At 72.2% G+C, this 16,923-nt stretch carries 18 protein-coding genes; 9 read left to right on the forward strand and 9 right to left on the reverse strand.

Annotated features, from left to right (window positions below):
• Window positions 1–26: 26 nt before the first annotated feature.
• Complete coding sequence (locus OG299_RS18190) at window positions 27–236, reverse strand: hypothetical protein (protein WP_266626857.1); 210 nt, start codon at window positions 234–236, stop codon at window positions 27–29.
• 108 nt (window positions 237–344) lie between these two features.
• On the opposite strand from OG299_RS18190, the gene OG299_RS18195 reads away from it, so the two are divergent.
• The gene (locus OG299_RS18195; protein WP_266626859.1) at window positions 345–1,466 is read left to right on the forward strand and encodes a DUF5937 family protein; all 1,122 of its coding nucleotides are present in this window, start codon (window positions 345–347) and stop codon (window positions 1,464–1,466) included.
• A gap of 201 nt (window positions 1,467–1,667) precedes the next feature.
• Window positions 1,668–3,221, forward strand: a complete 1,554-nt coding sequence (locus tag OG299_RS18200) for a M28 family metallopeptidase (RefSeq protein ID WP_266626861.1) — start codon at window positions 1,668–1,670, stop codon at window positions 3,219–3,221.
• A gap of 113 nt (window positions 3,222–3,334) precedes the next feature.
• Here the strand turns inward: OG299_RS18200 and OG299_RS18205 are convergent, their stop codons facing one another.
• Window positions 3,335–4,324 carry an SAM-dependent methyltransferase gene (locus OG299_RS18205; protein ID WP_266626863.1) on the reverse strand — a complete coding sequence of 330 codons (990 nt, stop codon included), beginning with the start codon at window positions 4,322–4,324 and terminating at the stop codon, window positions 3,335–3,337.
• A gap of 107 nt (window positions 4,325–4,431) precedes the next feature.
• Between OG299_RS18205 and OG299_RS18210 the strand changes: the two genes are divergently transcribed.
• Window positions 4,432–5,634, forward strand: coding sequence for a sensor histidine kinase (locus OG299_RS18210; protein ID WP_266626865.1), 1,203 nt, complete (start codon window positions 4,432–4,434; stop codon window positions 5,632–5,634).
• 17 nt (window positions 5,635–5,651) lie between these two features.
• The gene (locus tag OG299_RS18215) at window positions 5,652–6,320 is read left to right on the forward strand and encodes a response regulator transcription factor (protein WP_266626867.1); all 669 of its coding nucleotides are present in this window, start codon (window positions 5,652–5,654) and stop codon (window positions 6,318–6,320) included.
• Between the two features lie 24 nt (window positions 6,321–6,344).
• On the opposite strand, the gene OG299_RS18220 is transcribed toward OG299_RS18215, so the two are convergent.
• Window positions 6,345–7,709 carry a PH domain-containing protein gene (locus tag OG299_RS18220; protein ID WP_442817516.1) on the reverse strand — a complete coding sequence of 455 codons (1,365 nt, stop codon included), beginning with the start codon at window positions 7,707–7,709 and terminating at the stop codon, window positions 6,345–6,347.
• Window positions 7,706–8,197 carry a PH domain-containing protein gene (locus OG299_RS18225; RefSeq protein ID WP_266626871.1) on the reverse strand — a complete coding sequence of 164 codons (492 nt, stop codon included), beginning with the start codon at window positions 8,195–8,197 and terminating at the stop codon, window positions 7,706–7,708. Before OG299_RS18225 ends, OG299_RS18220 begins: the two co-directional genes overlap by 4 nt.
• A gap of 31 nt (window positions 8,198–8,228) precedes the next feature.
• Between OG299_RS18225 and OG299_RS18230 the strand changes: the two genes are divergently transcribed.
• The 4 genes from OG299_RS18230 to OG299_RS18245 all read left to right on the forward strand — a co-directional run bounded on the left by OG299_RS18230 (window position 8,229) and on the right by OG299_RS18245 (window position 10,992).
• On the forward strand, window positions 8,229–9,371 hold the full coding sequence (locus tag OG299_RS18230) for an NADH-quinone oxidoreductase subunit D (RefSeq protein WP_030300712.1): 1,143 nt from the start codon (window positions 8,229–8,231) through the stop codon (window positions 9,369–9,371).
• Between the two features lie 54 nt (window positions 9,372–9,425).
• Window positions 9,426–10,310: an arylamine N-acetyltransferase family protein gene (locus OG299_RS18235; protein ID WP_327362013.1), complete on the forward strand. Its 885-nt coding sequence runs from the start codon at window positions 9,426–9,428 to the stop codon at window positions 10,308–10,310.
• A gap of 40 nt (window positions 10,311–10,350) precedes the next feature.
• The gene (locus OG299_RS18240) at window positions 10,351–10,566 is read left to right on the forward strand and encodes a hypothetical protein (protein ID WP_266626875.1); all 216 of its coding nucleotides are present in this window, start codon (window positions 10,351–10,353) and stop codon (window positions 10,564–10,566) included.
• 87 nt (window positions 10,567–10,653) lie between these two features.
• Window positions 10,654–10,992 carry a hypothetical protein gene (locus OG299_RS18245; RefSeq protein ID WP_327362014.1) on the forward strand — a complete coding sequence of 113 codons (339 nt, stop codon included), beginning with the start codon at window positions 10,654–10,656 and terminating at the stop codon, window positions 10,990–10,992.
• 29 nt (window positions 10,993–11,021) lie between these two features.
• Here OG299_RS18245 and OG299_RS18250 read toward each other — a convergent pair whose 3' ends face one another.
• From OG299_RS18250 to OG299_RS18265, 4 genes are all read right to left on the reverse strand, one after another.
• On the reverse strand, window positions 11,022–12,077 hold the full coding sequence (locus OG299_RS18250) for a coiled-coil domain-containing protein (RefSeq protein ID WP_266626877.1): 1,056 nt from the start codon (window positions 12,075–12,077) through the stop codon (window positions 11,022–11,024).
• 101 nt (window positions 12,078–12,178) lie between these two features.
• The gene (locus tag OG299_RS18255) at window positions 12,179–13,165 is read right to left on the reverse strand and encodes an ABC transporter substrate-binding protein (protein ID WP_327362015.1); all 987 of its coding nucleotides are present in this window, start codon (window positions 13,163–13,165) and stop codon (window positions 12,179–12,181) included.
• 71 nt (window positions 13,166–13,236) lie between these two features.
• Entirely contained in the window at window positions 13,237–13,902 is a 666-nt protein-coding gene (locus OG299_RS18260; protein ID WP_327362016.1) for an ABC transporter permease, read from the reverse strand.
• A gap of 4 nt (window positions 13,903–13,906) precedes the next feature.
• Entirely contained in the window at window positions 13,907–14,638 is a 732-nt protein-coding gene (locus OG299_RS18265; protein WP_266626883.1) for an ABC transporter permease, read from the reverse strand.
• Between the two features lie 154 nt (window positions 14,639–14,792).
• On the opposite strand from OG299_RS18265, the gene OG299_RS18270 reads away from it, so the two are divergent.
• Window positions 14,793–15,755, forward strand: a complete 963-nt coding sequence (locus OG299_RS18270) for an ABC transporter ATP-binding protein (RefSeq protein ID WP_266626885.1) — start codon at window positions 14,793–14,795, stop codon at window positions 15,753–15,755.
• Window positions 15,756–15,798: 43 nt separating this feature from the next.
• Here OG299_RS18270 and OG299_RS18275 read toward each other — a convergent pair whose 3' ends face one another.
• Window positions 15,799–16,908, reverse strand: coding sequence for an alpha/beta hydrolase (locus OG299_RS18275; RefSeq protein ID WP_266626887.1), 1,110 nt, complete (start codon window positions 16,906–16,908; stop codon window positions 15,799–15,801).
• Between the last annotated feature and the right edge of the window lie 15 nt (window positions 16,909–16,923).

Raw genomic sequence — 16,923 nt, forward strand, 5'->3', positions numbered from 1 at the left:
CGGGCCGGGACCGCAAACCGGGCCCCTCACGTGCGCCCGGGGACGTGGGTCAGCCGGCGCAGAGCGGCCCACCAGGGGTGGCGGGCCGCCCGGCCGTCGAGGACGGCCTGGAACTGGGCGTACGTCCGGGCCGCCCGCAGGACGGCGATGTCGTCGCGGCCCGGCGGCGGGGGCATCGGGGCGCCCTGCTGGGAGGCCCGCCAGGTGTCGATGAGGTACTGCTCGATCGCTGTCATCCCTCCACACTGGACCTGCTTGCGCCACCCCGCACGACGATTGACGCTCCTCGTCAATTGATCCGTGTCAGTCCAGGTCACAGGCCTCCGACGGGTCAGAATGGCCCGATGAGCGTCACCATCGACATCGCCGGGCTCCCCGCGGAGCGCATCCGTTTCGCCCCCTCTCCGCTCTCCGAGCTCTGCATGGCGCTGCACGCGCTCTCGCAGCCCGCCCACCACCCCGGCCTCACCTCCTGGACCACCGCCACCGCGGCCGCGCTCGAGCCCTGTCTCGCGGACCGGCTGCTGGAGGGCGACTTCATGTGGCGCAGCTCCTTCTCCGACATCTTCATGGCCTTCGCGGGCACCCCCGGCGGCAGCGGGCTGCCCGCCGCGACCCTGGCCGAGGAGCTCGACGTACTCGACCGGATCGACGACGAGCGGTTCGTGATGGCCGCCCTGGAGCACTGCTGGCTGGCGCTGTACAACGAGGGCGGCGGGCCCTCCCCGCTGAACAACCCGCAGGCCCGCGCCAAGGCGCTGGAGACGGCCGCCGCGCGCGGCCCGCGCCAGCTGGACTTCTCGCTGCGGCTGCTGGACGACACGGCGTCCGTACGGGTGTGGCTGCGGCGGCTCCTGGAGGACTGCGACGAGGCGTTCTTCGCGGAGACCTGGCGGCGGATAGAGCCCCAGCAGAGCGCCGATGCCCGGCACAAGACCGAGGTGCTGCGCCGCAAGGGGCTGGCGACGACGCTGAACGAGGTGTCGACGGCGCTGAGCGTCGACGAGGCCGCCACCACCATCACCGTCGACAAGATGGTCCACGGCTCCGCGACCGCGACCGATCCGGAGATAGGCCCCGGCCTGGTCTTCGTGCCGACCAACTTCGGCTGGCCGCACCTGCTGGTGCTGCACGCGCCCGGCTGGATGCCGGTGGTCCACTATCCGCTCCGCTCCCCCGAACTGCCCGAGCCGGGCTCGGTGGAGCTGCTCCAGAGGCGGATGGAGGCGCTGGCCCATCCGATGCGGATGATGCTGTGCCGGAGCCTGGCCCGGGCCCCGTACACGACGAGCGAGCTGGCGACCGTGCACGGAATCACGGCGCCGGAGGTGTCGCGGCACCTGTCGGCGCTGAAGAAGGCGGGCCTGCTGAACACCTGGCGCCAAGGCCGGTACGTCCAGCACCAGTTGGACCTGGGCAAGGTGGCCCGGATCGGCTCGGAGTTCATCGAGGGCATCCTGCGCTGACGGCTCCCCCGCGGCACAACAGGGCGGACGGTGGCCGGATTTCAACGGCGCAGATTCACCGATATGCGGAATTCACCAACCGGAAACGGCGAAACCTCTGGCCAGGTCGGCCACCTGGTCTATACCGTGCGTCCACCGCTCACCCCATGTACCGCGCACCGCTTCCGTCTGTCTGCTCGTACTTGTCGTGGAAGGACCTTCATGCCCTCACGCCGTATAGCCGCAGCAACCGCCGCCCTGGCCGCCGCGGCCCTCGTCTCCCCGCTCGTGCTCGCCGGGCCGGCCGGTGCCACCGGCAGCCCGCAGAGCGACGCCGCACGGGGCGACGCACTGGCCAGGAAGCTGGTCAAGGACTCGACCGGCAAAGGCGCCAACAACCACCTGAAGGTCTTCCAGGCCATCGCCGACTACAACAAGGGCACCCGCGTGGCCGGTTCCAAGGGCCACGTGCAGTCCGCCCAGTACGTCGAGGCCGTGATGCGGGCGGCCGGCTACAAGGTCTCCAAGAACGAGTTCGAGTTCGTGTACGTCGAGACGATCGCCGAGACGCTGAAGGTCGACGGCGCGGGCGGGCGCGACGTCCCGATCAAGCTGATGACGTACACGGCGAGCGGCCCGGAGGCCGGGGTCAAGGCGCAGATCGCCGTCGCCCCGGTGGACGCGGACGGTACGAACGGCTGCGAGCCGGGCGACTTCGCCGCGGGCGCCTTCACGGGCAAGATCGCGCTGGTCAAGCGCGGCGGCTGCACCTTCGCGGCCAAGCAGGCCAACGCGGCGGCGGCCGGCGCGGTCGGCACGATCATCTACAACAACACCGAGGGCGCCCTCAACGGCACCCTGGGCGCGCCGGACGCGGGCAAGGTCCCGACCGGCGGCGTCACCCAGGCAGAGGGCGAGCGGCTCGCCGCCGAGGCCGCGGCCGGGCCGGTCGAGGTCACCCTCGACATCCGCGAGTTCCGGGAGAACCGCAAGACGTACAACGTCATCGCGGAGACCCGGGGCGGCGACGAGAACAACACCGTCTTCCTCGGCTCGCACCTCGACTCGGTCGCGGCGGGCCCCGGCATCAACGACAACGGGTCCGGCTCGGCCGGCATCCTCCAGGTCGCGCAGCGCCTCGCGAGCAGCCAGAACAAGATCAAGAACAAGGTCAAGTTCGCCTGGTGGTCGGCGGAGGAGTTCGGCCTGCTCGGCTCCGAGGCGTACGTCGGCGGTCTGACGGACGCGCAGAAGAAGCAGATCAAGCTGTACTTGAACTTCGACATGATCGCCTCGCCGAACGCCGCGTACTTCGTCTACGACGGCGACGACTCGGACAAGGTCGGCTCGGGCCCGGGGCCCGAGGGCTCGGCGCAGCTGGAGAAGGGCATCACCGACTTCCTCGACGCGCAGAAGATCCCGCACGAGGGCTCGGACTTCACGGGCCGCTCGGACTACGGCCCGTTCATCGAGGCGGGCATCCCGTCCGGCGGTACGGACACCGGCGCCGAAGGGATCAAGACGGCGGCGCAGGCCGCGAAGTTCGGCGGGCAGGCGGGTGTCGCGTACGACGTGAACTACCACGGCAAGGGCGACGACATCACGAACATCGACCAGAAGGCGCTGGACATCAACGTGGACGTGATCGCGAACGCGGTCGGCCACTACGCGTTCGACCTGGCCCCGCTGTCGAGGCCGGTCGCCTCGACGCCGACCACCGGCGGCAGCGCGGGCGGCGGCCTCCGCCCGGGCCACGGCCACGACGCCACCGAGTAGGCCTTCCGGGCCTCCGCCCCCGGCCCCGTACCCCCAAGCTCCGTCCGGGGGTACGGGGCCGGGTCAGAGCCCCCGGTTTCGGGAGGGGGCGGGGCTCCGGGCAGCGGAACCGGTCAGGCCGGCCAGGGGGCGACGCCCACCGGCTGGACCAGCCAGCCGAAGTCGCCGAGCCCGCCGCGCGCGGTGAGCTCCGCCGCCTCCCCGGCGCAGGCGAGGGCGCGGACGTACCCCGCCGGGTCGGAGGTGGCCAGGGCCAGCGGGGGCCGGGCCCCCGAGACGCCGAGAGCGGTCAGGGCCTCGCGCTGCGAAACCAGCACCGCCCCCGACCCCGCGCACGCGTCCAGCGCCACGTGGGCCGTCACGTCGCAGGTGCCGTCCGGCACGGGCGGGACCTCCCGCCCGGCGCGGAAACCCGTCAGGGTGCCGTACGGGGGCCGGGCCTCCAGGACGTGCGCGTAGTCCACCGCCACCGCCAGCCCCCGGTCGACCGTGGCCACGGCTTCCGCCCACGCCTCGTCCCGCGCCCGCCCGATCTCCGCCCGACCGGGCCCCGGCCACCACCGCTCCAGCCACGCCAGGTCCGCGCCGTCCACCGCCGGCCCGGGGCTCTCCGTACCGTCCCGGGCAACGAGCACGTAGTGCCCGTCCTCCGCGATCTCCAGCGGTACGTTGTCCAGCCACTCGTTCGCGAACAGCAGGCCCCGCGTCCCCTCCGGCGGCTCCGGCACCCACCGGATCCGCGGATCGAGCGCGCCCGGCCGCTCCGCCCGCTCCACCGCGTACGGCCGCACCCGCGCCGCGAGCTGCGCCGGGAGCGCGCCCAGCACCCCGGTCAGCAGCTCCCCCCGCCCGGCCCCGACGTCGACCAGGTCCAGCTCCTGCGGATGCCCGAGCTCGGCGTCCACCCGCTGCAGCAGCCGGGCCACCGCCCCCGCGTACAGCGGCGAGGCGTGCACGGAGGTGCGGAAGTGCCCGGCCGGCCCCGGCCCGCCCGGCCGCACGTAGAACCCGTCCGGGCCGTACAGCGCGGCCTCCATCGCCGTCCGCCAGCGGACCGGAACCGGAACCGGAACGAGATCCGCGACTTCTCCCTGAGTGCTCATCCCCGAAAGGTTAAGCTCGGCCTCCACCTTGGGGAGTACTCCTCCGGTGCACGGATCGCACCTGTGGTTGACTCCAGCACCTATCCGCTTTGCCTACTCTGGGTTACGTGCAGCGCCTCTACGACTTCCTCCGCAGACACCCGACGGGCGTCGACAGCTTCTGGGCTGTCCTCCTGTTCGGGATCGCGATGCTGGAGGTCGCCGACAACGGCGGCAACAGCGCCATCACGAAGCTGATCGCCGTCCCGTCCGTGATCGCGATGGGCCTCGTCGTGGCCCTGCGCCGCCGATGGACCCTGCCGATGTTCTGGCTGGCCGTCGGCGCCGGCGTCTACAAGCTGGTCACCCACACCGACACCAACATGGCCGACTTCGCCATGCTGATCATCCTGTACACGGTCGCGGCCTCGGCCGAGATCTCGCGCCGGATGTCCCGTGCCGCGCTCGCCATCGGGTTCACCGCCGCCCCGCTCTACGCCCTGCGCTTCCACGTGGACAAGGGTGAGACCTCCGACAACGTCTTCTTCACCCTGTTCGCCATCGTCCCGTTCGTCCTCGCCTGGGTGCTCGGCGACTCCCTGCGCACCCGCCGGGCCTACTACGCCCAGCTCGTCGAGCGGAACCAGCGGCTGGAGAAGGAGCGCGAGGCCCAGGCCAAGGTGGCCGTCGCCGCCGAGCGCGCCCGGATCGCCCGCGAGCTGCACGACGTCGTCGCGCACAACGTCTCGGTGATGGTGGTCCAGGCGGACGGCGCCGCGTACGTCATGGACGTGGCCCCGGATCAGGCCAAGGAGGCCCTGCAGACGATCTCCGGCACCGGCCGCCAGGCCCTGGCCGAGATGCGCCGCCTGCTCGGCGTCCTGCGCACCGGGGAGCCCCAGGAGTCCGAGGACTACGTGCCCCAGCCGGACGTGGAGCAGATCGAGGTCCTGGTCGAGCAGGTACGGGCGGCCGGGCTCACGGTGGACTTCGAGGTCGAGGGCGCACCGCGCCGGCTGCCCAGCGGCGTCGAGCTCACCGCGTACCGGATCGTGCAGGAGGCGCTGACGAACACCCGCAAGCACGGCGGCCCGGATGCCAAGGCGAGCGTCCGGCTGGTCTACTTCGACGACGGGCTCGGCCTGCTGGTCGAGGACGACGGCCGGGGCGCGGCCCACGAGCTGTACGAGGACGGCGGCGCCGACGGCGCCGGGCACGGGCTGATCGGCATGCGCGAGCGGATCGGCATGGTCGGCGGCACCCTGGACGCGGGCCCGCGGCCCGGTGGCGGCTTCCGGATCAGCGCACTGCTCCCGCTCAAGACGAGATGACGAGGTCGAGGTAACTGATGTCCATCCGAGTGATGCTGGTCGACGACCAGGTGCTGCTGCGCACGGGCTTCCGGATGGTGCTCGCCGCCCAGCCGGACATGGAGGTCGTCGCCGAGGCCGGCGACGGCCTGGAGGCGCTGGAGGTGCTGCGGGCCACGAAGGTGGACGTGGTGCTGATGGACGTCCGGATGCCGAAGCTCGACGGGGTCGAGGCCACGCGCCGGATCTGCGAGCGCGACGAGCACCCCGACGTGATCATCCTGACCACCTTCGACCTGGACGAGTACGCCTTCTCGGGTCTCAAGGCGGGCGCGAGCGGGTTCATGCTGAAGGACGTGCCGCCGGCGGAGCTGCTGGCCGCGATCCGCTCGGTCCACAGCGGAGACGCGGTCGTGGCCCCGTCCACGACCCGGCGCCTGCTGGACCGCTTCGCGCCGATGCTCCCGACGACCACGCAGGAGCCGCAGAACAAGGAGATCGAGCGGCTGACGGAGCGCGAGCGCGAGGTCATGCTGCTGGTGGCCCAGGGCCTGTCGAACGGCGAGATCGCGGCCCGCCTGGTCCTCTCCGAGGCCACGGTGAAGACGCACGTGGGCCGCATCCTGACCAAGCTGAGCCTGCGCGACCGCGTCCAGGTCGTGGTCCTCGCGTACGAGACGGGCCTGGTCCGCGCCGGCGGCGTGTAGCGGCCCGTTCCCCCGGGCCGCCGATCAGGTCATCCAGCGGTCCGGGCGGGCGTCCGCGCGGGAGGTGCGGGAGCGGGCCGCCTGGGCGTCCAGCAGGTCGGCGGCCTCGGCGGCCGGCCGCAGACGGGCCGTGACCGTGCCGTTCGCGCCGGTGTCCACATGCACGTCGGCCACGCCCCGGGCGCGCTCCCACGGGCCCTGGGTGAGCCGGACGCTCTGCACCTTGGCGTGCGGGACGATCTCCGTACGGCGGCACAGCAGCCCCTTGCGGGCGGCGAACACGTCCGCCGAAACGGCCAGCGCATAGCCCTTCCACCACACCGGGACCACCCACCGCGACCCGGTCTTCGGCGACCGGCCGAAGGCGAGGGCCGCGAAATCCACGCCCGGCAGCACCCGGGCGACGACCGCCTGGGCTGCGGCCCGCGAGGCCACCGGGACCAGGACCTCGTTCTTCGAGCCGGCCACCGCCAGCTCCACCCGCACCCAGTCCCGGCGCCGCCACAGCAGCGGCTCCACGATCCGTACGGTCTGCACCCGCCCCGGCGGCACCGTCTCGTGGGCCCGGTCCAGCAGCCCGTGGTCGAGGCGCAGCCCGTCCGGGGACTCGGCGACCCGCCAGTCGAACTCGGCGAGGAAGCGCCCGGCCGTACCCGACCACACCCCACCCAGCATGGGCAGCAGGGTGGCGAGCGTCGCCCAGGGGTTCCCGCTGAACCACCACACGGCGACGGGGGCGATCAGCCCGGCGGCCAGCGCCGCCCACGCCGAGAGGGTGAGCAGCAGCGATACGACCAGGTCCGCGGGGCGGACGCGCAGCAGCTCGCGCTGCGGGGCCTCGCCGAGCGTGACGGCCTGCGAGGGGGCGAAGCCCGCGGCCCGGGCCAGCAGCTCGGCGCGCAGCGCCATGGCCTCGCGCTCGTCGAGGAAGGCCAGCTCGTCCTTGTCCTCGGTGCCGATCACGTCGATCCGCAGTTTGGCGACACCGGCCACCCGGGCCAGCAGCGGCCGGGTCACGTCCACGGCCTGGATCCGGTCGAGCCGGATGTGCGCGGTGCGCCGGAAGAGGAGCCCGCTGCGGATGCGCAGCTCGGTGTCGGTCACCGCGTAGTGGGTGAACCACCAGCTCAGGAACCCGTACAGGCCGAAGACCACGACCAGGCCGGCCAGGGTCAGGGCCCGCAGCCCGGACGGCAGCCCGCGCACCCACCGCTCGACCTGCTCGCCCTGCTGGACGACGACGCCGACGGTCGCGGCGATCGGAACCCACGCCCGGCGCAGCGGCGTGAGCACGTGCAGCCGGCGCTCCCCGGCGGGCGCGGCTGCGGGCGCGCCTGCGGGTTCGGCCGCGGATTCGGCGGCGGACTCCGCCGCGGATTCGGCGGTCACAGGCCCGCCGACCTTGCCTCGCCGAGCTCCGTCAGCCGGTCCCGCAGCCGCTGCGCCTCGGCCGGGACCAGACCCGGGATCTTGGCGTCCGTGGCCGCTGCCGCCGTGTGCAGTTGTACGGAGGCCAGCCCGAAGCGCCGCTCCAGCGGCCCCGAGGTCACCTCGACCAGCTGCATCCGCCCGTACGGGACCACCGTCTGCGCCCGCCACAGCACGCCGCGGCTGATCAGCAGGTCGTCGGCGCGCTCCGCGTACCGCCAGGACCGCCAGTTGCGGCCGAGCAGCACCCAGCCCCAGGCCAGGCCCCCGAGCCAGAACGCCCCCGCGGCCGCCCAGAGCGGGCCGGCCGTCAGCCCCAGCAGCAGGGCCGTACCGGCCGCGAGCGGCACCGTCCAGATCACCAGCAGCAGCCGCCGCAGCGTGAGCAGCCCGCCCGGCAGCCCCACCCAATCGGGCCTGCTCGTCCCACCCTCAGTCCCCGTTTCCATCCGTTCAGCGTAGGGCTGCGAGAATGCGGCCATGACGGAGACCACGGTCGGCATCGGCGGCGCGGCGGAGAGCACCGACATGGTGCTCAACATCGGACCCCAGCACCCTTCCACGCACGGCGTGCTGCGCCTGCGCCTCGTCCTCGACGGCGAGCGGATCGTCAGCGCCGAGCCGGTCGTCGGCTACATGCACCGCGGCGCCGAGAAGCTCTTCGAGGCGCGCGACTACCGCCAGATCGTGATGCTCGCGAACCGCCACGACTGGCTGTCCGCGTTCTCCAACGAGCTCGGCGTGGTCATGGCGGTCGAGCGGATGCTCGGCATGGAGGTCCCCGAGCGGGCCGTGTGGATGCGGACCCTGCTCGCCGAGCTGAACCGGGTGCTGAACCACCTGATGTTCCTCGGGTCGTACCCGCTCGAACTCGGCGGAATCACCCCGATCTTCCACGCGTTCCGCGAACGCGAAGAGCTCCAGGCCGTCATGGAGGAGATCTCCGGCGGCCGCATGCACTACATGTTCAACCGCGTCGGCGGCCTCAAAGAGGACCTCCCGGCCGGCTGGCTCGGCCGGGCGCGCGCCGCCATCGCCGACGTCCGCACCCGCATGGACGTGTACGACAAGCTCGTCCACGGCAACGAGATCTTCCGCGGCCGTACGCGCGGGGTGGGCGTGCTGTCGCCCGAGGCGGTGCACGCGTACGGGGTCTCCGGGCCCATCGCCCGCGCCTCCGGCGTCGACTTCGACCTGCGGCGCGACGAGCCGTACCTGGCGTACGGGGAGCTCCAGGACGTCCTGAAGGTGGTCACCCGTACCGAGGGCGACTGCCTGGCCCGCTTCGAATGCCTGCTGGACCAGACCCACAACGCGCTCGACCTCGCGGTCGCCTGCCTGGACCGGATGGCCGAGCTGCCGCCCGGACCGATCAACCAGCGCCTCCCGAAGGTGCTGAAGGCGCCCGAGGGGGCCACGTACGCCTGGACCGAGAACCCCCTCGGCATCAACGGCTACTACCTCGTCTCCAAGGGCGAGAAGACCCCGTACCGGCTGAAGCTGCGCTCCGCCTCGTACAACAACATCCAGGCACTGTCGGTGCTGCTGCCCGGCCAGCTGGTCGCGGACATGGTGGCGATCCTGGGCTCGCTGTTCTTCGTCGTGGGCGATATCGACAAGTGACAAGTCGCGGGAACTCCCGCGATGGCGCGGGAGTTTTCTGCTTAGGGTGCGGGGATGACCCCTGGCGTATACGACGGCTACCTGCGGCGGCTCGGCTTCCCGCGGCCGCCCGAGCCCACTGTGGAGGCGCTCTTCGCGCTCCAGCGCGCCCACCTCGAGCGCATCCCGTACGAGAACCTCGACATCCAGCTCGGCCGGCCGCCCGGCATCGACCCCGAGCTGTCCGCACGCCGCTTCGCGGCCGGGCGCGGCGGGTACTGCTTCCACCTCAACGGCGCCTTCGCGCTGCTCCTGGAGACCCTCGGCTTCGAGGTGACCCGGCACCTCGCGGGTGTCCTCGGGGCGTCGGAGCGCGAGCGCCGCGACGTCAGCGGCGACCACCTCGCGCTGACCGTCCGGGTCGGCGCGGAGGAGTACTTCGTCGACGCCGGGCTCGGCGACGGCCCGTACGAGCCGCTGCCGCTGCGCGCCGGCATGCACCGGCAGGGGGAGTTCACGTACGGGCTGGGCCCGCTGGAGGGGGACGCAAGCGGCTGGAGGTACGTCAACGAGGCGAGCCCCTGCCCGGCGGTCAACATCCTCTCGGCGCCGGCGACGACGGCCGATTTCGAGGCCACGCACGTACGGCTGTCGACCCAGCCGGACTCCGGCTTCGTACGGACCCTCGCGCTGCTGCGGCGCGACGCGCACGGGGTCGACACGCTGCGGGGGCGGGTGCTGAGCCGCATCGATCCCGTGAAGGGGACGAACGAGCGGGTCCTGGACACGCCCGGGGAGTTCTGGGCGGTGGTGGGCGGGCTCTTCGAGCGGCAGCTCGACGATCTGACGCCGGCGGACCGGGCGACGCTGTGGGACCGGGTGTGCGCGGCCCACGAGACGTGGCTGGCCGACCGGGCTCAGGCGGGCAGGGCCGCCGAGGGGGCCGGGTCCGGGAGCTGACGGCGGTGGCGATGTCGGTGCGGGAGTGCAGACTTGGGGCATGTCCCACTCCCCCAGACGGGCCTGCCCCGCATGCGGGCGCGACTGCGCCGTGACCGCCGGCCGGATCGCCCGCCACGACCCTCCCGCCGGGCGGGGCCGCGGCGACCTGGTGTCCTGCCCCGGATCCCGGGCGCGGGTGGTGCTCGGGGCGTCCGCGCCGACCTTGGACGGTTTCGTCCTGGCGGAACTGCCGGGGCAGCTGCCGCTGTTCTGAACGCACGGCCCGGCCTGAGTACGGCGGTCCGCCGATCTGAGTACCCGCCCGGATCCCCGCTACCGGCGGCGGCGCCAGGATGGCGGCATGTCCTGGAACCCGGAGCCCGCCCTCCTCGCCCCCGAATCGCCGGCCGACGCCGCCTCCCGGCGCATCCGCAGGAACGCGGGGATCACCGCCCTCCTGTTCCTGCCCGCCCTGGTGGCCGCGAAGCTCTTCGTGCTGTCCACGGAGGTCGGCACCTACTGCCTGATGGAGGGCGGCTGCCGGCCGTTCCCCGAGGAGGTCTTCCTCGCGCTGCTCGCCGCCGTCGTGGTGTCCCTCGTGGCGGCGCAGGCCGCGCCCCGCAGGTTCCGGAAGGGCGCTTTCGCGGCCCAGTCGGCCCTGGAGACCCTGGCCGTGCTCATGGTCCTGGCCTACCCCTGAGCCCCGCAGGAGGGCCGGCTGGAGACGGCCTAGGAGATGGCCGTGCGCAGCCGGACGACGTCGATCGGCTCGGTCTCGTCGTGCGCCGTCAGGTCGATGACCTGGCCCACCGCGCGCTGCTCGGGCGTGGCCGGCTTGAAGCCCTGCTCCTTGACCGGCGGCTCGGCGGCGGCCCGGGCCGACTCCGCCTTGTGGACCGCGAGGGCCTCCGCGCCGACCACGTCGGCCAGGTCCTCGTTCTGGACCGATTCGATCACCGCCCGGGCCTGGGCCGCGGTCTTGGTGCCGAAGAAGTCGAAGCCGCCCTCGACGCGGGACGCCGAGCGGCGTACGGCCGAGTACGGGGCCACCGCCGCGGCCGGCCGGCGCGCCGGGACCGTGGACGCGGTGCCCGCGGGCCCGCCCGTACGGGAATGCGCTCCACCGTCCGGCGACCCGGCCTCCAGCGCCCTGGGCTCGGCGCCCCTGCCCTCCAGCATCTTCGGCCGGGCCTGGTCCGCCTCGGCCTTGTGGGCGAGGGCCTTCATGGCCGCATGGGCCCGGGCGTAGCCGACGCTGGTGGGCGCGCCGCTCGAGGTGCGCTCCTCGGAGACCGGCGGGAGCTCCTTCGGCGCCGCCGCCGGAGCCGCGGAGGCCTCGATGGCGAGCAGCCGGCGGCCCTCCAGGGCGCTGGCGCGCTCGGTCTCGGCGGTCGCGTACCGCCGCAGCAGCGCCGCGTGTTCGCCGCGCAGCCCCGCGAGTTCGACGCGCTTGGCGCGCAGCTTCGCGTCGAGCTTGGCGCGCAGCGCCCGGGCCTCTTCGAGGTCGGACTCGAGCTCGGCTATCCGCTCCTCGGTCTTCCACTCGTCCTTGACGCGTTCGCGCGCGAGTTCCGCGACGCGGCGCCCGGCCGAGCGGTCCCAGGAGCGCATGACGACGGCGCCGGCCACGCCTGCGGCCGCCGAGAGGGCCACGAGCAGGCGTAGTGGCAAGGGTTCCGCGATCAGCCAGGCCGCGGCCGCACTGGCGACGGAGACTCCGGCCACGGTCGTCGGCGTGAGCAGCCGGTGCAGGGGTTCGGGATTGCGGTGGCGTCCACGGGGCATGGCCTGAAATTTACAGGGCGTCGGGGTCCCGTGGGGTAACTGCCCGGCAATCTGTGGCCGGGCAGTTACCCGTCATTTCTCCACCAAACCCGTAGCTACTCCTACTTCGTCAGTCCCTTCGCCTTCAGAAAGGCCTTCGCGGAGTCCGCCGGCTTCTCGCGCTGCGCGTCCACCTGCTTGTTCAGCTCGACGAGGTCGGCGGTCGTCAGGACCTTGGTGAGCTTGTCGAGGGCGGCCGCGATCTCCGGGGATCCCGCGTCCTTGGCGTTGACCACCGGCAGGACGTTGTCGGCGTTCTGGAGCTTCTTGTCGTCCTCCAGCAGGACCAGGTCGAAGCTCTCGAGGGTGGCGTCCGTGGTCGTGGTGAGCGCCAGCTGGTCCACGCCGTCCTTGACCGCCTGCTTGGCCTGCGGGGTGCCGACGCCCTTCGGGTCGATGCCGGAAACGTCGATTCCGTACGCCTTCTTCAACCCGGGCGCACAGAAGGGCCGTACGGCGCATTCGTCGCCCGCCGCGATCTTCACCTTCAGACCCGACTTGCCAAGATCGGAAAGGGTCTTCAGGTTGTTCTTCCGGGCGAATTCCTTCGATACCGCGAACGCGTTCTGGTCGACCGCCTGGCCCGCCGGCAGCGCCTTCAGGCCGAGGGGGCCGGCCAGCTTCTCCAGCCCCGCCACCGTCGCCGCCACGTCGCTCGACGCGACCGGCTTCTCCTCCGGCGCCTTCGGCCCGTTCACCTTGGCGTTGAGGAACTCCGCGAGGGTGGCCGCGTACTCCGGGACGACGTCGATCTCGCCCTTCTCCAGCGAGGGCTCGTACAGCTCGCGGTTGTTCACCGTGGTGATCGAGGTGCTGTAGCCGGCGTCCTTGAGGACCTGCGCGTACAGCTCCGCCAGCACGTTGGACTCGGTGAACCCGGCCGCACCGATCACGACCTTGCCCTTGCCGGAGCCGGAGTCCGAGGGCGCGGACGCGGCTGCACCGGCGTCCTTGCTCTTCTCGAGGCTGTCTCCGCCGCACGCGGTGAGCGAGGCAGTCAGGGCCGCCGCCCCCAGTACGGCGCCGAGGACGCGCGTGGACTTGCTCATCTTTGCTCCTCCAAGGGAGTGGGAACGACAAACGACGGGGAAGGGAAGGGCCCGCGGGCGGGCCGGAGGGGTCAGCGCGCCGCCGGACGCGGGAACAGCCGGCCGGCCGCCACCAGGGCGCCCTCGACCAGCAGGGCGAGCGCCGCCACCAGCAGGGCCCCCGCGACGACCTGCGGGGTGTTGTACGTGTTGAAGCCGGCGGTGATGATCCGGCCGAGGCCGCCCTGGCCGACCATGGCCGCGATCGTGGCCGTGGCGACGACCTGGACGGCGCCCGAGCGCAGCCCGGTCATCACCAACTCGCGGGCCAGCGGCAGTTCCACCCGCCAGAAGAGCTGACCGCCGGACATGCCCATGCCCCGGGCGGCCTCCACCACGGAGCGGTCCACCTCCCGCATCCCGACGTACGCATTGGTCAGCAGCGGCGGCAGGGCGAAGAGCACGAGCGCGGCGATGGTGGGCAGATAGCCCGCGCTGCGCAGCGGCGAGACCATGAACAGGGCCAGCACCGCGAAGACGGGCACGGCCCGCCCCACGTTGGAGATGTTGACGGCGAGCGCCCCGCCCTTGCCGATGTGGCCGAGCCACAGGCCGACGGGGAGGGCCACCGCGCAGGCGATGGCGAGGGAGATCCCGCTGACGTAGACGTGCTCGCCGAGCCGGTGCCACACGCCGTTCTCCCCGGACCAGTTGGCCCCGTTCGCCAGCCAGTCGAAGGCCTGTCCCATCACGCCCATCGCCTCAGGCCCCCTTCACCGGCTGCGTCACGCGCGCGGCCCGGCCGGCCCGCGCCGTCCGCGCCGGCCGCGTCGCCCGCGTCCACGGGGTGAGCAGCCGCTGCACGCCGAGCAGCAGCAGGTCCGCCACCAGCGCGAGCAGCACGCACAGCACGGAGGCGGTGAGGACCTGGGCCTTGAAGGAGCTGTTGACCGCCGGGGCGATGAGGTTGCCGAGGCCGCCCTTGCCCACGATGGAGCCGACGGTGGTCAGCGCCACCGTGGACACCGTGGCGATCCGCACCCCGGCGAGCAGCGCGGGCAGCGCCAGCGGCAGTTCGACCTGCCACAGCAGCCGCGCGGGCCCGTAGCCCATCCCGCGCGCGGCCTCCCGCACCTCCTCGGGGACGGCTTCCAGGCCGGCCATCGCATTGCGGACCAGGATGGTCAGCGAGTACAGCACCAGACCGGTCACCACGAGCGAGGCCGACAGCCCGAACAGCGGCAGCAGCAGGGAGAACATGGCGAGCGAGGGGACCGTGTAGAGCAGGGTGGTCAGGCCCAGCACGGGCGCGGCCCAGCGCCGGCCGCGGCGGGCCAGCAGGGCCAGCGGGAGGGAGACGGCGAGGCCGATAAGCACCGACACCCCCGTGATCCACACATGTTGGACCGTGGCGTCGGTGAGCTCCTGGGAGCGCGAGGTGACGTACTTCCAGCAGATCCAGTCGTTCGCCACCAGGCAGTTCTGCCCGGCCATGCCCTCACCCCCTGCCGCCGCTGCGTACACCCGTCCGAAAAGGGCGCGGTCAACAGCGACCCTAACCCCCGGGACCGACAATGGCCGGAATCCTTCGCAGTGGGGTAATACTCCCGTCACAATCAACGCGGCGCCCGTGGGGGAGGATGGGCGGGTGATCCGATTCGAGCATGTGACCAAGCGCTACCCCGACGGGACGACGGCCGTCGAGGACCTGTCCTTCGAGGTGGCGGAGGGCGAGCTGGTCACCCTCGTGGGCCCGTCCGGCTGCGGCAAGACCACCACGATGAAGATGGTCAACCGGCTCATCGAGCCGACCTCAGGCCGGATCCTGCTCGGCGGCGAGGACATCGCGAACGCCGATCCGGTCGAACTGCGCCGGCACATCGGGTACGTCATCCAGCAGGTCGGGCTGTTCCCGCACAAGACGGTGCTCGAGAACACCGCGACCGTGCCCCAGCTGATCGGCACCCCCAAGGCCAAGGCCCGTGCGCGGGCGGCCGAGCTCCTCGAACTCGTGGGGCTGGACCCGGCCGTGTACGGGGGCCGGTACCCGGAGCAGCTCTCCGGCGGGCAGCGCCAGCGCGTCGGCGTCGCCCGCGCCCTCGCCGCGGATCCGCCGGTGCTGCTGATGGACGAGCCGTTCGGGGCGGTGGACCCGGTGGTCCGCGAACGCCTCCAGAACGAGTTCCTGGCGCTGCAGAAGACGGTGCGCAAGACGATCCTGCTGGTCACGCACGACCTGGAGGAGGCGGTCCGGCTCGGCGACCGCATCGCCGTCTACGGTGCGGGCACCATCGAGCAGTTCGCCCGCCCGGCCGCGGTGCTGGGTGCGCCGGCCACCGAGTACGTGGCCTCCTTCGTCGGCGCGGACCGGGGCCTGAAGCGGCTCGCGGTCACCCCGGTGGGGCAGGCCGACCTGGCGGAGGCGGACGGGAAAGCCCCCACCGCCGAAGTGGCGCTGGGGGCGAGTCTGCGCGAGGCGCTCGCGCTGCTGCTGCAGGAGGACTCCGGCCGGATCGGGGTCACGGACCCGGACTCCGGCGAGCTGGTCGGCGTACTGACCCCGGAGGGGGTCCACCGGGCGCTGCGCCGGGCCCGACTGCAAGGGGCCTAGGCCCGGGGCCCAGGCCCGGCGTCGGGCTTGAAGAGGCCCGGCGTCAGGCCTGGATGCGGTTGCTCATCCACACGAGCATCGGCGGGATCTCGCGGCGCCACGTGTTGAAGTTGTGGCCGCCGCTGTCGAGGATGATCGAGGAGACCCGGTCCGGGCCCTTGACCAGCTTGATGAACTTCTTGGTGTCGCCGAGGTTCGGCTCGCCCTGCTCGCTGCTGGTGACCAGGAAGGACGTACCCGACGGCTGCTTGTGCTCGATGCTGTGGAGGACGTCCGCACGCTTCTTCAGCTTGTCGTCGCCCTGGAACAGGTTGCCCGTCGTCGCGTCGTTCGCGGCCTCGTAGTACGCGGACAGACCCGCGGCGGCGCCGAAGGTCTGCGGGTAGTGCGCGGCGATCTTCAGGGCGCAGTAGCCGCCCGTGGAGTTGCCGATGAAGCCCATGTTCTGCGGCTTCTTGCCGACGCGGAACGTGTCCTGGATGGCCTGCGGCAGGTCCTGGGCGAAGAACGTCTCGGTCTGCGGTCCGCCGGGTATGTCCACGCACTCGGTGTCACGCGGCGGCGCGATCGTCGGGCGCAGCATCACCAGGATCATCGGCTTCATCTTGCCCGCCTTGGCCTGCTTGAAGGCCGTCATCGGGTAGTTCAGCCCTTTGATCAGGTTCTCGGCGGTGCCCGGGTAGCCCGTCAGCACGATGGAGGCCGGGAAGTTCTTGTCCTTGTGCTGCGGCTGGAAGTACTCCGGCGGCAGCCACACGTACCCTGGGCTCGTTATTTTCGACTTCTCCCCGGTTATGGCAACCTTCAGGATCTGTCCCCCCACCTGGGGCTGGGCGCCGCCCGGCACGTCGAGCTTCTGCTTGTCGACGACCTTGATGTCCTTGCTGCTCATCGAGTGGTCCACGACCTTGCCGACAGATGTCTGCTGGCCGAACAGGTCCGCCCACGAGCCGTAGAAGGAGAAGGACTTGTTCGCCGCCAGGCCGACGGCCGAGAACAGTGCCAGCTGGGTCGCGAGCAGGAGGCCGATCCGGCCGAGCAGCGCACGCCAGGTGCGGCCCGAGAGCCGGGGCCAGAACCACACCGTGGCTGCGAACAGCAGCACACCGGCGACGATGGCCAGCGCCAGGACCGTATTACTGGTGAGACCCATGAGCAGTCAGTCGAC

Source organism: Streptomyces sp. NBC_01296, from assembly GCF_035984415.1.
Classification (GTDB): domain Bacteria; phylum Actinomycetota; class Actinomycetes; order Streptomycetales; family Streptomycetaceae; genus Streptomyces.